This is a genomic window from Burkholderia sp. PU8-34 (genome assembly GCF_053427725.1).
The window spans coordinates 202,506-216,016 of the sequence record NZ_JBSAXC010000006.1 but is presented as its reverse complement, the minus strand read 5'-3'; the positions used below and the strand labels follow the sequence as shown (position 1 = coordinate 216,016).

At 68.5% G+C, this 13,511-nt stretch carries 10 protein-coding genes; 6 read left to right on the top strand and 4 right to left on the bottom strand.

Going from position 1 to position 13,511, the window contains the following annotated elements; all coding sequences use genetic code 11:
* Positions 1–2: 2 nt before the first annotated feature.
* Complete coding sequence (locus ACV22Z_RS17135) at positions 3–1,721, bottom strand: NAD+ synthase (RefSeq protein WP_448077474.1); 1,719 nt, start codon at positions 1,719–1,721, stop codon at positions 3–5.
* 124 nt (positions 1,722–1,845) lie between these two features.
* On the opposite strand from ACV22Z_RS17135, the gene ACV22Z_RS17130 reads away from it, so the two are divergent.
* Positions 1,846–3,024 carry a GNAT family N-acetyltransferase gene (locus ACV22Z_RS17130; RefSeq protein ID WP_448077473.1) on the top strand — a complete coding sequence of 393 codons (1,179 nt, stop codon included), beginning with the start codon at positions 1,846–1,848 and terminating at the stop codon, positions 3,022–3,024.
* Between the two features lie 119 nt (positions 3,025–3,143).
* Here the strand turns inward: ACV22Z_RS17130 and ACV22Z_RS17125 are convergent, their stop codons facing one another.
* Positions 3,144–5,402: a glycoside hydrolase family 3 C-terminal domain-containing protein gene (locus ACV22Z_RS17125; protein WP_448077472.1), complete on the bottom strand. Its 2,259-nt coding sequence runs from the start codon at positions 5,400–5,402 to the stop codon at positions 3,144–3,146.
* A gap of 208 nt (positions 5,403–5,610) precedes the next feature.
* Here ACV22Z_RS17125 and ACV22Z_RS17120 point away from each other — a divergent pair, with 208 nt between their 5' ends.
* Positions 5,611–6,642, top strand: a complete 1,032-nt coding sequence (locus ACV22Z_RS17120; protein ID WP_448077471.1) for a helix-turn-helix domain-containing protein — start codon at positions 5,611–5,613, stop codon at positions 6,640–6,642.
* A gap of 62 nt (positions 6,643–6,704) precedes the next feature.
* A complete protein-coding gene (locus tag ACV22Z_RS17115; RefSeq protein WP_448077629.1) occupies positions 6,705–7,562 on the top strand; it encodes a GIY-YIG nuclease family protein in 858 nt (285 codons plus the stop codon).
* Positions 7,563–7,620: 58 nt separating this feature from the next.
* Here the strand turns inward: ACV22Z_RS17115 and ppa are convergent, their stop codons facing one another.
* The gene (gene ppa, locus ACV22Z_RS17110; RefSeq protein WP_010091037.1) at positions 7,621–8,148 is read right to left on the bottom strand and encodes an inorganic diphosphatase; all 528 of its coding nucleotides are present in this window, start codon (positions 8,146–8,148) and stop codon (positions 7,621–7,623) included.
* Between the two features lie 276 nt (positions 8,149–8,424).
* Between ppa and ACV22Z_RS17105 the strand changes: the two genes are divergently transcribed.
* From ACV22Z_RS17105 to ACV22Z_RS17095, 3 genes are all read left to right on the top strand, one after another.
* Positions 8,425–9,864, top strand: a complete 1,440-nt coding sequence (locus ACV22Z_RS17105) for an aldehyde dehydrogenase family protein (protein ID WP_448077470.1) — start codon at positions 8,425–8,427, stop codon at positions 9,862–9,864.
* Between the two features lie 96 nt (positions 9,865–9,960).
* Positions 9,961–10,719 (top strand): SDR family oxidoreductase, encoded by a 759-nt coding sequence (locus ACV22Z_RS17100; RefSeq protein WP_448077469.1) that lies wholly within the window; start codon positions 9,961–9,963, stop codon positions 10,717–10,719.
* Between the two features lie 87 nt (positions 10,720–10,806).
* Positions 10,807–12,111, top strand: a complete 1,305-nt coding sequence (locus ACV22Z_RS17095) for an MFS transporter (RefSeq protein ID WP_448077468.1) — start codon at positions 10,807–10,809, stop codon at positions 12,109–12,111.
* A 212-nt stretch (positions 12,112–12,323) separates the two neighbouring features.
* On the opposite strand, the gene ACV22Z_RS17090 is transcribed toward ACV22Z_RS17095, so the two are convergent.
* Positions 12,324–13,511, bottom strand: coding sequence for a heme biosynthesis HemY N-terminal domain-containing protein (locus tag ACV22Z_RS17090; RefSeq protein ID WP_448077467.1), 1,188 nt, complete (start codon positions 13,509–13,511; stop codon positions 12,324–12,326).

Below are 13,511 nucleotides of genomic sequence, written 5' to 3'. Positions count from 1 at the left end.
GCTCAATCGAGGCTTTCGGTAAAGCGCGACGTGATCGGGTAGCGCCAGTCGCGGCCGAACGCGCGATGCGTGACGCGAATCCCGATCGGCGCCTGGCGCCGCTTGTACTCGTTGATCTTGATGAGCCGCGTGACGCGCTGCACGTCGGCCTCGGCATAGCCGGCCGCGACGATCTCGGCGAGCGGGCGGTCCTCCTCCATGTACATCCGCATGATCGCGTCGAGCACGTCGTACGGCGGCAGGCTGTCCTGGTCAGTCTGGTTCTCGCGCAGCTCCGCGGACGGCGCGCGCGTCAGGATCCGCTCCGGAATGATGTCGCGCGTGCCGTATTCGGCTGCCGCGTTGCGGTAACGGCAGAGCCGGTAGACGAGCGTCTTCGCAATGTCCTTGATCACCGCGAAGCCGCCCGCCATGTCGCCGTACAGCGTGCAGTAGCCGACTGCCATCTCGCTCTTGTTGCCTGTCGTCAGCACGATCGAGCCGAACTTGTTCGACAGCGCCATCAGCAGCGTGCCGCGGATGCGCGCCTGGATGTTCTCCTCGGTCGCGTCCTCGGCGCGGCCCGCAAATTCGCTCGCGAGCGCCGCGCGGAACGCGTCGAACATCGGCGCGATCGCGATCTCGTCGTAGCGCACGCCGACGCGCCGCGCCATGTCGGCCGCGTCGGTCGTCGAAATGTCGGCCGTGAAGCGCGACGGCATCATCACCGCGCGCACGCGCTCGGGCCCGAGCGCGTCGCACGCGATCGCGAGCACCAGCGCGGAATCGACGCCGCCCGACAGGCCGATGATCGCGCCGGGGAAGCCGTTCTTGCCGATGTAGTCGCGCACGCCCATCACGAGCGCGCGGTACACCTGCGCCTCGAGCGGCAGCTCGGGCACGACTGCCGCGGCGAGCGGCGTTGCGCCGTCGAACTCGACGATCGCGTGCCCTTCCTCGAACTGCGGCATCTTCGCGACCAGCTCGCCCGCCGCGTCGAGCACGAACGAGCCGCCGTCGAACACCAGCTCGTCCTGCGCGCCGACGAGGTTCACGTACACCATCGGCAGCCCGGTCTCGCGGATGCGCGCACGCAGGATGTCCATGCGCACCGCTTCCTTGTTCATGTGATACGGGGAGCCGTTCGGGATCAGCAGCACCTGCGCGCCGGCCGCCTTCGCGATCTGCGCGGCCGACGCGTGCCACGCGTCCTCGCAGATCATCACGCCGTACTTCACGCCGTTCAGCTCGAACACGAGCGGTTCGGCATCCGTCGCGAAATAGCGCTTCTCGTCGAACACCTCGGCGTTCGGCAGATCCTGCTTGCGGTAGGTGCCGACGATCTCGCCGCCGACGATCAGCGACACCGCGTTGTAGGTATCCGACGGCGGCACGCCGCGCTCGATCGGACGGTTTGCATTACCATCGACGCCTGACAGGCCTTCGCCGCCCGCCGTTCCTTCGCCGGCAGCACGCAGCGGATGGCCGACCAGCACCGCGAGCCCGTCGAACGCCTTCAGTTGCGCCGCGAGCGTGTCGAGCGCCGCCGCCGACGCCGCGTAGAACGCGGGCCGCAGCAGCAGGTCTTCGGGCGGATAGCCGGACAGCGCGAGTTCGGGCGCGATCATCAGTTGCGCACCATCGTTGTGCGCGGCGCGCGCGGCCGCGACGATCCGCGCGACGTTGCCGGCGAAATCGCCGACGGTGACGTTGATTTGAGCGAGAGCGATACGGGTCTTCATGACGGGATCGGCGCTGCCCAACGGCGCGCAGTGAACGGCTGACGAAATCGTCCCGGGAGCATGCCGCGGCAGGCGGCGCGCCCCCGGCGACATCCAACGGTACGCAATCAAACGGTTGACACGGTTGAAACACGAACGCATCGATTATCGCACGGGCATCCTGTCGTCCCCGGCCGAGGTGAGCGCCGACGAATGGAACGCGCTGCTCGCCCGCGACGCGCGGCCGACGCCGTTCCTGCGCCACGAATTCCTCGACGCGCTGCACGTCGCGCGCTGCGCGGTGGACGCGACCGGCTGGTCGCCTCGCTTCGTCACGCTGACCGACGAACGCACCGGCCGGCTCGCGGCCGCCGCCCCCGTCTACCTGAAGAGCCATTCGTACGGCGAATACGTGTTCGACTGGGCGTGGGCGGACGCGTACCAGCGCAATGGCGTGCCCTATTACCCGAAGCTGCTGTGCGCGGTGCCGTTCACGCCCGTGCAGGGCACGCGCGTGCTCGCGGCCGACGACGACGCGCGCCGCCGCCTCGCGGCGACGCTGCTTGCGCTTGCCGAGCAGAGCGACGTGTCGTCGCTGCATGTGCTGTTCCCGACCGAAACCGAGGCGCAGCTGTTCGACTCGATGGGGATGATGCTGCGCCAGGGCGTGCAGTTCCACTGGGTCAACGACGGCTATCGCCACTTCGACGATTTTCTCGGCACGCTCGAGCAGAAGAAGCGCAAGAACATCCGCGCGGAACGGCGCAAGGTGCACGACGCGGGCGTGACGTTCCGGCGCCTCACCGGCGACGCGATCGGCGATGCCGACTGGCGGTTCTTCTCGCGCTGCTACCGGCAGACCTATCGCGACCACTATTCGAGCCCGTACCTGAACCTCGACTTCTTCCGCACGATCGGCGCGACGATGCCGGAGAACCTGCTGCTCGTGATCGCGGAAGCCGACGGCAAGCCGATCGCGAGCGCGCTCGCCGTCTACCAGCGCGACGCGAACGGCGGCGGCACGCTGTACGGCCGCTACTGGGGCGCGGTCGAGCACGTGCCGTGCCTGCATTTCGAAACCGCGTACTACCAGCTGCTCGAGTTCTGCATCGATGCCGGGCTCGATACGTTCGAAGGCGGCGCGCAAGGCGAGCACAAGCTCGCGCGCGGCTTCCTGCCGACCGTCACGCATTCCGCGCACTGGCTCGCGCATCCGGCGTTTTCGGACGCGGTGTCGCGCTTTCTCGAACGCGAGACGGACCACATCCATTCATACGTCGACGAACTGCGCGACCACAATCCGTTCAAGCGCGCCGGCGATTAACGCGGGACGCCTGCACGTGCCTGCGCGGCCAGCGCGCGCCGGTGCAGGCACGCATCGCGCACAACCGGCACAAGCCGGCGGGCAAAGTGCCGTGCCGGCCCGGCACGCGACGCGGCCGGTCAGCGGGCCGCGAGCGACACCGCCTGCGACAGCGCGTGCGGATCGCGCGACGACGCGGCTGCCGTGAGCGTATAGCTGCCCGCGCTCACCCGCCATGCATGCGTGTTCACGTCCCAGGTCGCGAAGCGCTGCGACGGAATCGCGATGCTGACCGTGCGCGACTCGCCCGGCTGCAGCGCGACCTTCGCCCAGCCGACGAGCCGCTTCGGCGGCTCGCCGAGCGACGCGGGCAACGCCGCATAGACCTGCACGACCTCCGCACCGGCGCGCGCGCCGCTGTTCGTCACGGTGACGCCGACCGTCACGTTGCCCGCGGCATCGGCCTGCGCGGTCATCCCCGAGTACCCATACGTCGTATACGAGAGCCCGTAGCCGAACGGGAACAGCGGCTCGATCTGCTTCGCGTCGAACCAGCGGTAGCCGTACGCGAGCCCTTCCGCATAGACCGATTGCTGGCTCGCCGGGTCGATCGTCTGCTGCGGCAGATCCGTCTCCTGCCTCGGGAACGTCAGCGGCAGCTTGCCCGACGGGTTCGCGTCGCCGAACAGCAGGTCCGCGATCGCCTGGCCGCCCTGCACGCCCGGATACCACGCTTCGAGCACGCCGTGCACGTTCGCGAGCCACGGCATCAGTACGGGGCTGCCGTTCTCGAGCACGACGATCACGCGCTTCGCCTTCGCCGCAACCGCCGCAATCAGCGCGTTCTGGTCGTATTGCTGGTTGTACGGGTCCATCGTCGCGTCCGGCAGCGACAGGCTCGTCAGGTCGAGCCCTTCCGTCTGCCATTGCGTCGCGAACACGATCGCGAGGTCGGCTTGCGCGGCCGCCGTCGCGGCGGCGTTCGCGTCGGTCCCGTCGAGATAGCTGACCGACGCGCTCGGCGCCTTCGCGCGGATCGCCGCGAGCGGCGCGGACTTGTACCAGGTCGCACAGCCGCCGAACATCATGTCGGGCGGCTGCTGGCACCCCGTCACCGCGTTGCCGTCGATCGCGGGCACCGCACCCGAACCGCCGCCTGACAGCACGCCCGCATCGGCATGGCCGCCGATCACGACGACCGACTTGAGCGCGCCCGCGGCGAGCGGCAGCACCGGCTGCGCGTCGCCGGGCGCGGCCGCGTTCTTCAGCAGCACCGCGGACTGTCGCGCGATCGCCAGCGCGTCGGCATTGCCCGCGGCCTCGTCGATCGTGCCGCCCGGCAACGGCGGATCGTCCATCACGCCGATGCGGATCAGCGTGCGCAGCTTGCGCTGCACCATGTCGTTCAGGCGCGCGACCGACACGCTGCCCGCCTGCAGCGCCGCGCGCAGCTTGGTGTTGAAGAACGAGCCGAGCGGCGCGTTGTTGTCGTCGGCCGCGCCCGGCTGTTCCTCGTCGAGCCCCGCCTGCACCGCCGCAACCGTCGACTGAGTCGCGCCCCAGTCCGACTGAACGACGCCCTTGAAGCCCCACTCGTTCTTCAGCACCGTCGTCAGCAGGTATGGGTTCTCGCAGGCATAGACGCCGTTGAGCCGGTTGTACGCGCACATCACGCTGCCGGGCCGGCCGTCCTTGACGCCGATCTCGAATGCAAGCAGTTCGCCCTCGCGCATCGTGCGTTCGTCGACGATCGAGTTGACGGTAAATCGGTTCGTTTCCTCGTCGTTGAACGCGAAATGCTTGATCGTCGCGATCACCTTCTGCGCCTGCGTCGCGTTCGTGCGCGCGGCGCTCAACGTGCCCGCGAGCACCGGGTCCTCGCCCATATATTCGAACGTGCGGCCGTTGCGCGGCTCGCGTGCGAGATTGACGCCGCCGCCGAGCCCTTCTGCGAAGCCGAGCGTGCGCAACTCGCGCGCAATGCGGGTGCCGTAAGTGCCCGCGAGCGCCGTGTCCCAGCTCGCGGCGAGCGCGACCGGCGCGGGCAGCGCGGTGACCCGCGCCTGCTGCACGTTGACGCCGCCCGCCGAATCGGCCATGTTGACGGGCGGAATGCCAAGCCGCGGCACGCCCGGGATGAAGCCCGAACCGTTCAGCGCCTCGGCGGGAAATGGCCCGCCGAGGCCGACTATCGGCATGCCCGTGCCATGCACGAGTTGCAGTTTCTCGTCGGTCGTCAGTTGCGCGACGAGCGCGGCCGCGCGCCGGTCGGCTGCGGCGTCCGCGTCGGCTGGCGTGGCCGGGTCCGCGTGGATGTCGTCGCCGCCGCATGACGCGAGCATTACCATCAGCGCGCATGCAGCCGCGATCGTCGAGCATCGGTACAGCGAAGTTTTCATTGATCCTCCAGTCTCGTTCTGTTGTACTTGCCATCACTCCAGCGTGCCAGTCTAAGAATCGACCGGTCACCACGCTTGACCGGCAGGAGCATCGCTTGACCTCTCGCAGCCGGGACTAACCCGAAGGTCCCGTGCGTGCTTGCACCAATAGCGGGCTTGCGCCGGCTGTCGGAAGAGCCGAGCGCGGGTCCAGACATGAGGGAGAGGCATGAAGTTGCAACAGAAGTCGGTATCCATCCGGATCTACCGCTGGCTGTTCGATGAGGCACGCGCGCGCGGGATCGACGCCGCGCCGCTCTACGCGGCGCTCGGCATCGGGCCTGCCGACCTGGACGACGATACGCGGCGCATCGCAGGCGACCGGCACGTCGCCGCGCTGCAACTCGCCAGCCGCTGGCGGCTTGCGTGGCGCCGGCCGCCGTGGGTCGTGCCATGGCTCACGCCGTTTCCGGAACTCGCCGGCGTCGCGTGCAATGCGCAGACACTGCGCAACGCACTGCGCGGCTACCTGCACTATCGCGACCTGATCGGCAACGTCGACTGGCTGCTCGCGCGCGAAACCGGCGACGCGATCGCGCTCGAATACGTGCTCGAAGGCAACGACCGGCTGTCGAGCTGCGCGCTCGGCAACCTCGCGCTCATCGCGTCGGTCGCACGGCTGTACGACCCGAGCCTGCGAATCGAACAGGCGGAATTTACCGGCCCCGGGTTCGCGCCCGCCGGCGCGCTGCGCGACATGCTCGGCGCACCGCTGACGCTCGACGCCGCACGCAACCGCATCGTGCTGCGCTCCGCGCATCTCGATACGCCGTTCGAGCGCTTCAACGCGCCGCTCGCGGACATTCAGCGCCACACGGCCGACACCGCACGCGAGCGCGTGCTCGCGCGGTCGACATTCGGTTCGACGGTCGAACAATGCGTGCGCGACTGGCTGCATACGTCGGAGGACACCGATACGCCAGTCGACACGCTGATGCAGCACGTGTGTGCGCGCTTTTCGATTTCCCGCTGGACGCTGCGCCGGCGGCTGCACCAGGAATCGCTCGGCTTCAACGCGCTCGTCGCGCGGGCGCGTCTTGGCGAAGCGCGCGACCTGCTGGTGAACACGCGCCTGCCGATCGGCGAGATCGGCGCGCGCGTCGGCTTCCAGTCGGCAAGCGCGTTCACGCGCTTTTTCACGCGCGAGCTGGGCGCATCGCCGAGCCGCTTCCGCGACGGCCATGCCGAAACGCGCCGTTGACGCGCGTCTTTTCTGAGACACTGGCGGCTTCGCCGCATTTCGCCGAATTTTGCCGCCCTGTCATGTCCTGGTTCCTGTATCTGATCGAATGCGCCGACGGCAGCGTCTACACCGGCATCACGACCGACGTGGCTGCGCGCTTCGACGAACACGCGGCCGGCAAGGGCGCGCGCTACACGCGCTCGCGCAAGCCGCGCGCGGTGCTCGCGTCGTTCCCGCTTGCCGACCGGTCGAGCGCGTTGCGCGCCGAATACCGGGTCAAGCAGCTGACTGCGGCGCAGAAGCGCGAGCTGGCGGCGGGCGTGCGGACGCTTGAATCGGTTTTGCCTGTCGTGACAGCGGTCGACGAGGGCGCGGGTGACGGCAGCGGGAAATCGGCAACGGGCAAGTCGCGCAAGCGGACGGCTGGCGTACGTCGCGGGCGGGCGCCGAAGGGCAACATGACGGCAACGGACACTGCCGCTGTCACCGTGAGCGATACAGCCGGGAAGAACGACAGCGCGCGCAAACGCAGTCGCAGCGTGGCCGGGACTTCGCCGACTCGCACGGGCTCGGTTGCGAAGGCAGCACCGAAGGAGGCCGCGTCAGTCACCGGCACTGCAATCGACGAGTCCGATCCGAACGCCGCCGTCCGGAAACGTGGCCGCACCCCGGCAAAGACTTCACCAGCCCGTGGAGGTTCGCCAACCAAGGTCGCGTCGGCACAGCGCTCGACGTCGAAGAAAAAAGCGTCGGCCACCGGCGCGACGCTCGACGCAGCGGAGCCGGGCATCACGGCGCCAACAACCGGGCGCACCGCCGCCAGGAAGTCGAAGGCGCCCCCCAACCCGGCAGCGAAGTCCCGCTCCACGGGCCGCGCAGCACCCGCATCCGCACCGAAGAAAACCGCCCGCGCAAAACAAAACCGCGCGGTCTCCTGACGAGACACGCGCGGTTTCTGAACACCGTACGAACCGGCCGTCGCGGCCGGCGCGCCGCTTACTTCTTGTAGTTCGCAGCGCCGTCGGTGATTTCCTTGTGCGCGGCGTCGATGCCGGCCCAGCCCTCGACCTTCACCCACTTGCCCTTCTCGAGCGCCTTGTACTGTTCGAAGAAGTGCTTGATCTGGTCCTTCAGGTACTCGGGCACGTCGTCGATCGACTTCAGGTTCGCCGTCATCGGGCAGACCTTGTCGTGCGGCACCGCGACCAGCTTCGCGTCGACGCCCGACTCGTCCGTCATCTGCAGCATGCCGAGCGCGCGCGAACGCACGATCGAGCCGGCCAGCAGCGGGAACGGCGTGATCACCAGCACGTCGACCGGATCGCCGTCGCCCGACAGCGTCTGCGGGATGTAGCCGTAGTTCACCGGGTAGCGCATGCCCGTGCCGATGAAGCGGTCGACGACGAGGAGGCCCAGCTCCTTGTCCGCCTCGTACTTCACCGGATCGCTTTGCGCGGGAATCTCGATGATGACGTTGAAATCTTGCGGCAAGTCCTTGCCGGCCGGAACATGGTTGAAGCTCATGTGCGCTCTCTGTTGGTCGAAGGGAATTCGGGACAGGGCACGCCGCAGCTGAGGCACCGCCGCCGGCATGTCCGGAAAGAATGCGCCATTATAGCCAATCGACCGATGGCGTCCGGATGACGAACGGCGCGATAATCGCGCTGAGCGTCCGGCCATCGAACAACGCGCAGCATTGCATGGGGCCGGCGTCAGCGTTGAAGCGCTGGCGCCGATCAACCGCGAAGCATCGGACCAGATTAAGCGCTGAAGCGCCAACTCCGATCGACAGGAGCAGGCATGGAAGAGGCAAAGCATTTCATCGCGGGTGAATGGACGTTGCCCGCGCAGCTGGAGACAATCCCGGTCATCGATCCGTCCGACGGCCAGCCGTTCGCCGCGATCGCGCGCGGCTCCGCCGCCGACATCGAACGCGCGGTCGCCGCGGCCCGCGACGCGTTCTCGGGCGCGTGGGGCGCGGCGAGCGCCGCCGAGCGCGGCCGGGTGCTGCAGCGGCTGTCGGCGCTCGTCATGGCGCATCTCGAGGAACTCGCCGTCATCGAGGCGCGCGACACGGGCAAGCCAATGAAGCAGGCGCGCGCCGACGCGGCCGCGCTCGCCCGCTACTTCGAGTTCTACGCGGGCGCCGCCGACAAGCTGCACGGCGAAACCCTGCCCTATCAGGCGGGCTACATGGTGCTGACGGTGCGCGAGCCGCACGGCGTCACCGGCCACATCGTCCCGTGGAACTACCCGATGCAGATCTTCGGGCGCAGCGTCGGCGCGGCGCTCGCGGCCGGCAACGCGTGCGTCGTCAAGCCGGCCGAGGACGCATGCCTGTCGGTGCTGCGCGTCGCCGCGCTGGCCGCCGAGGCGGGACTGCCGGCGGGCGCGCTGAACATCGTCACCGGCTACGGCCATGAGGCAGGCGCGGCACTCGCCCGCCATCCGGGCATCGACCACATATCGTTTACGGGCTCGCCCGCGACCGGCAAGCTCGTCGCGCAGATGGCCGCCGAGAACCACGTGCCCGTCACGCTCGAACTCGGCGGCAAGTCGCCGCAGATCGTGTTCGCGGATGCCGATCTCGACGCCGCGCTGCCGGTGCTCGTCAACGCGATCGTGCAGAACGGCGGACAGACCTGCTCGGCAGGCAGCCGCGTGCTGATCGACCGCGCAGTGTACGAGCCGCTCGTCGAACGGCTCGCGACCGCGTTCAACGGGCTCAGGGTCGGCCCGAGCCGCGCGGATCTCGACTGCGGCCCGCTGATCAACGCGAAGCAGCAGCAGCGCGTGTGGGATTTCCTGTCCGACGCGCAGCACGACGGCATCCCGATGGCCGCGCATGGCCAGGTCGTCCCGGAGGCGCCCGAAAGCGGCTTCTACCAGGCGCCGGCGCTGCTGCGCGACGTGCCGCCGGCGCACCGGCTCGCGCAGGAGGAAGTGTTCGGCCCCGTGCTCGCCGCGATGCGCTTTGTCGACGAGGACGAAGCGATCGCGCTCGCAAACGGCACGCCGTACGGCCTCGTCGCGGGTATCTGGACGCGCGACGGCGCACGCCAGTTGCGCGTCGCGCGAAAGATCCGCGCGGGCCAGGTGTTCGTCAACAACTACGGCGCGGGCGGCGGCGTCGAACTGCCGTTCGGCGGCGTCGGCCACTCGGGCCACGGCCGCGAGAAAGGCTTCGAGGCGCTGTACGGCTTCACGGTGCTGAAGACCATCGCGATCCGGCACGGCTGAATGCGCGGCAGCACGCAGCACGCAGCACGCAGCACGCAGCACGCAGCACGCAGCACATCAAAATACGATGACGTCCATCGAACAAGGAGACACACCATGCGTTTGAGCGGCAAGACGGCGATCGTCACGGGCGGCGGCTCGGGCTTCGGCGAAGGCATCGCGAAGACGTACGCGCGCGAAGGCGCGAACGTCGTCGTCAACGACCTGAACGGCGCGGCGGCCGAACGTGTCGCGAGCGAGATCGCGCTCGCGGGCGGCAAGGCGATCGCGGTCGCGGGCGACGTGTCGCGACGCGACGACTGGCGCACGCTGCTCGACGCTGCGCTCGACGATTTCCACACGGTGCAGATCGTCGTCAACAACGCCGGCACCACACACCGCAACAAGCCGGTGCTCGACGTGACCGAAGCGGAGTTCGACCGCGTGTACGCAGTCAACATGAAGAGCCTCTACTGGTGCGTTCAGACGCTCGTCCCGTACTTCCGCACGCAGGGCGGCGGCGTGTTCGTGAACGTCGCATCGACGGCCGGCGTGCGGCCTCGCCCGGGCCTCGTCTGGTACAACAGCACGAAGGGCGCGATGATCACCGCGAGCAAGTCGCTCGCCGCCGAGCTCGGCGCGGACCGCATCCGCGTGAACTGCATCAACCCCGTGCTCGGCGAAACCGGCCTGATGACCGAGTTCATGGGGTGCGAAGACACCCCGGAAAACCGCCAGCGCTTTCTCGCGACAATTCCGCTCGGCCGCTTCTCGACACCGCAGGACATCGCGAACGCGGCGCTGTACCTCGCATCGGACGAAGCGGAGTTCATCACCGGCGTCTGCCTCGAGGTAGACGGCGGGCGCTGCATCTAGGGCCTGTTCACGCCAATGACGGGCCCTTGCCGCACCGGGCCCGCCCGCCGGCCCGCATCACACGAACGACGAACGACAGGAGACAACATGGCGACATCGACGCATTCGCTGCCGGGTTCGTCCGGCGCATTCGAGGAAGCAACGTACCGCAAGGTCTCGTGGCGACTCACGCCCCTGCTGCTGCTGTGCTACGTGGTCGCGTATCTCGATCGCGTGAACGTCGGGTTCGCGAAGCTGCAGATGGCGAGCGACCTGCACCTGAGCGACACCGTCTACGGGCTCGGCGCGGGGATCTTCTTCGTCGGCTACTTCCTGTTCGAAATCCCGAGCAACATCATCCTGCACAAGGTCGGCGCACGCTTGTGGATCGCGCGCATCATGGCGACGTGGGGCGTGATCTCGATACTGACGATGTTCGTCACGACGCCGACGATGTTCTACGTGATGCGCTTCCTGCTCGGCCTCGCCGAAGCCGGCTTCTTCCCCGGCGTGATCCTCTACCTGACCTACTGGTATCCCGCCCACCGGCGCGGCCGGATGACGACGTTCTTCATGACGGCAGTCGCCTTGTCCGGCGTGATCGGCGGACCGATCTCGGGCTTCATCCTGAAGACGTTCGACGGACTGAGCGGCTGGCATGGCTGGCAATGGCTGTTCCTGCTCGAAGGCATCCCGTCGGTGCTGGCGGGCGTGGTCGTGTTCTTCGCGCTCGACGAGCGGATCGCGAAGGCGCACTGGCTGACCGACGAGGAAAAGGCGCTGCTCACGCGCAATGTCGATGCCGAGGAAGCGGTGAAGGAAGACCCGTCGCTCGGCACCGTGCTGTCGAGCCCGCGCGTATGGCTGATGGCGCTCATCTACTTCTCGTTCGTGATGGGGCTCTACGGCGTCGGCTTCTGGCTGCCGACGATCATCAAGGCGACCGGCGTGACCGACACGTTCGCGATCGGCCTGCTGTCGGCGGTTCCGTATGCGGCCGCGGTCGTCGCGATGATCCTGGTCGCGCGCAGCGCCGACAAGCGCCGCGAACGCCGCTGGCACCTCGCGATTCCGGCCGCGTTCGGTGCGCTCGGGCTCGTGCTGTCGGTCATCTGGGCGCACGAAACCGCGCTTGCGATGATCGGCCTCACGCTCGCGACGATGGGCATCTTGACGACGCTGCCGCTGTTCTGGAGCCTGCCGACCGCGTTCCTCGGCGGCACCGCGGCCGCGGCGGGCATCGCGATGATCAACTCGATCGGCAACCTCGCGGGCTTCCTGAGCCCGTACATGATGGGCTGGCTCAAGCAGGCAACGGGCGTGAACGACACGGGCATGTACATGCTCGCCGCGTTCCTCGTGCTCGGCGGCCTGCTCGCGCTGTCGGTGCCGAAGCGGCTCGTCGACAGGTGACGGACCGCGCGCGCAGGCAGGTCGGCTGACGGCCCGTTTCCCTCTTCGGGCCTTGGCGAAGCCGCACCGCCCCGAAACGCTCCGTTGGTCGGTACCGCGTCGCACGGATCGCAGAAATTCCGCAGCAGACAACAAAAAGCCCCGAAAGCCATCTGGCATTCGGGGCTTTTTGCGCGAATCCCGGGCCGCTCGATGCGCCCGCGCCGGCCGCGTCAGACCACCGAGATCGCGAGTGCGCTTTCGCGGTAGTGCTTCGCCGCCTTGTCGGTCTCGCCGAGATGCTCGAACAGGCGCGCGAGCGCACGATGCGTGCGCACCTTGAGCGCCTCGTTGTCGGCGAGCTTGAGCGCCGCCTCGAGGAACGACTGCGCCTTGCCCCACAGCTGCTGCTGCTGGCAGAGCCGGCCGAGTGCGAACAGCAGGTCGGGGTCTTCCGGATGATCCTTCTTCCACCCTTCCGCCTTCTGGATCAGCGGCAGCGCGTCCGCACCGGCCGTGTCCGGGTAGCGGCGGAGAAGCCGCGCGTCCCAGTTGTGCGCGAGCGCCTCCTCGACGATGCGGCGCGCTTCGGGCCGGCGCTCGAGCGACGCGAGCAGTTCGGCCGCGAGATCGGCAAGGCGCGGCGACTGCCGCTCCGTCGCCGACAGCGACTGCCACACCTCGAGCAGCGCATCCGGATCGTGGCGGCGTTCGCGCAGCAGGTTCTCGGCCGCCTGCTGGCGCAGCCGCACGGCCGCGGCCGGATGCAGCGCCTCGCGCTTCTCGAGCGCCTTCGCGAGCTTCAGCACTTCGGCCCAGTTCTTCAGCTGCTGCTGCGCACGCAGCGCGACCTGCTGCGCATGGATGCGCTTGCCGCCCGCCTGCATCTCGGCGAGCGCGGCGAGCGCGCCGTCGGCATCGCGCGCATCCGCGCGCATGTCGGCCGCGGCGAGCAGGCGCGCGTCCTGCCATTCCGGCGCGCCGACCTTCGACAGCCAGTCGTCGCGGCGCGTGTACTCATGCATCCGGTGCGCGGCAGTGGCCGCGACGAGGCTCGCCGCGCCCTGGTTCGCGTCGATCGACAGCGCGTCGCGCGCGGCCTTCTCGGCGCGCGAGAAGCGGCCCGCGTACAGGTTCGAGATCGCGTCGCGCAGCGAAGCCTGCGCCTTCTCGTTGCGCGCGCGGGCGCGATATGCGGCGACCCGCTGCGGCATGCGCCAGATGTTGCGCACGACGCGCAACAGCGCGTAGACGACGATGAACAGCACGACGATGCCGATCACGAACAGGTTCAGCGACAGGTCGACCCGGTACGGCGGATAGACGAGCAGCACCTGGCCCGTATCGAAGCGGCCGACGGTCGCCAGCGCCGTGGCAATCGCGAACAGGATTGCGAGCCAAACGATTCCTCGAAGCGTCAT

Excerpts from the sequence above, each read along its gene's own strand:
- ppa (WP_010091037.1), bottom strand. The coding sequence starts at position 8,148 with ATGAGCTTCAACCATGTTCCGGCCGGCAAGGACTTGCCGCAAGATTTC.
- ACV22Z_RS17125 (WP_448077472.1), bottom strand. The coding sequence starts at position 5,402 with ATGAAAACTTCGCTGTACCGATGCTCGACGATCGCGGCTGCATGCGCG.
- ACV22Z_RS17090 (WP_448077467.1), bottom strand. The coding sequence starts at position 13,511 with ATGACGCTTCGAGGAATCGTTTGGCTCGCAATCCTGTTCGCGATTGCC.
- ACV22Z_RS17105 (WP_448077470.1), top strand. The coding sequence starts at position 8,425 with ATGGAAGAGGCAAAGCATTTCATCGCGGGTGAATGGACGTTGCCCGCG.
- ACV22Z_RS17120 (WP_448077471.1), top strand. The coding sequence starts at position 5,611 with ATGAAGTTGCAACAGAAGTCGGTATCCATCCGGATCTACCGCTGGCTG.
- ACV22Z_RS17115 (WP_448077629.1), top strand. The coding sequence starts at position 6,705 with ATGTCCTGGTTCCTGTATCTGATCGAATGCGCCGACGGCAGCGTCTAC.
- ACV22Z_RS17100 (WP_448077469.1), top strand. The coding sequence starts at position 9,961 with ATGCGTTTGAGCGGCAAGACGGCGATCGTCACGGGCGGCGGCTCGGGC.
- ACV22Z_RS17135 (WP_448077474.1), bottom strand. The coding sequence starts at position 1,721 with ATGAAGACCCGTATCGCTCTCGCTCAAATCAACGTCACCGTCGGCGAT.
- ACV22Z_RS17095 (WP_448077468.1), top strand. The coding sequence starts at position 10,807 with ATGGCGACATCGACGCATTCGCTGCCGGGTTCGTCCGGCGCATTCGAG.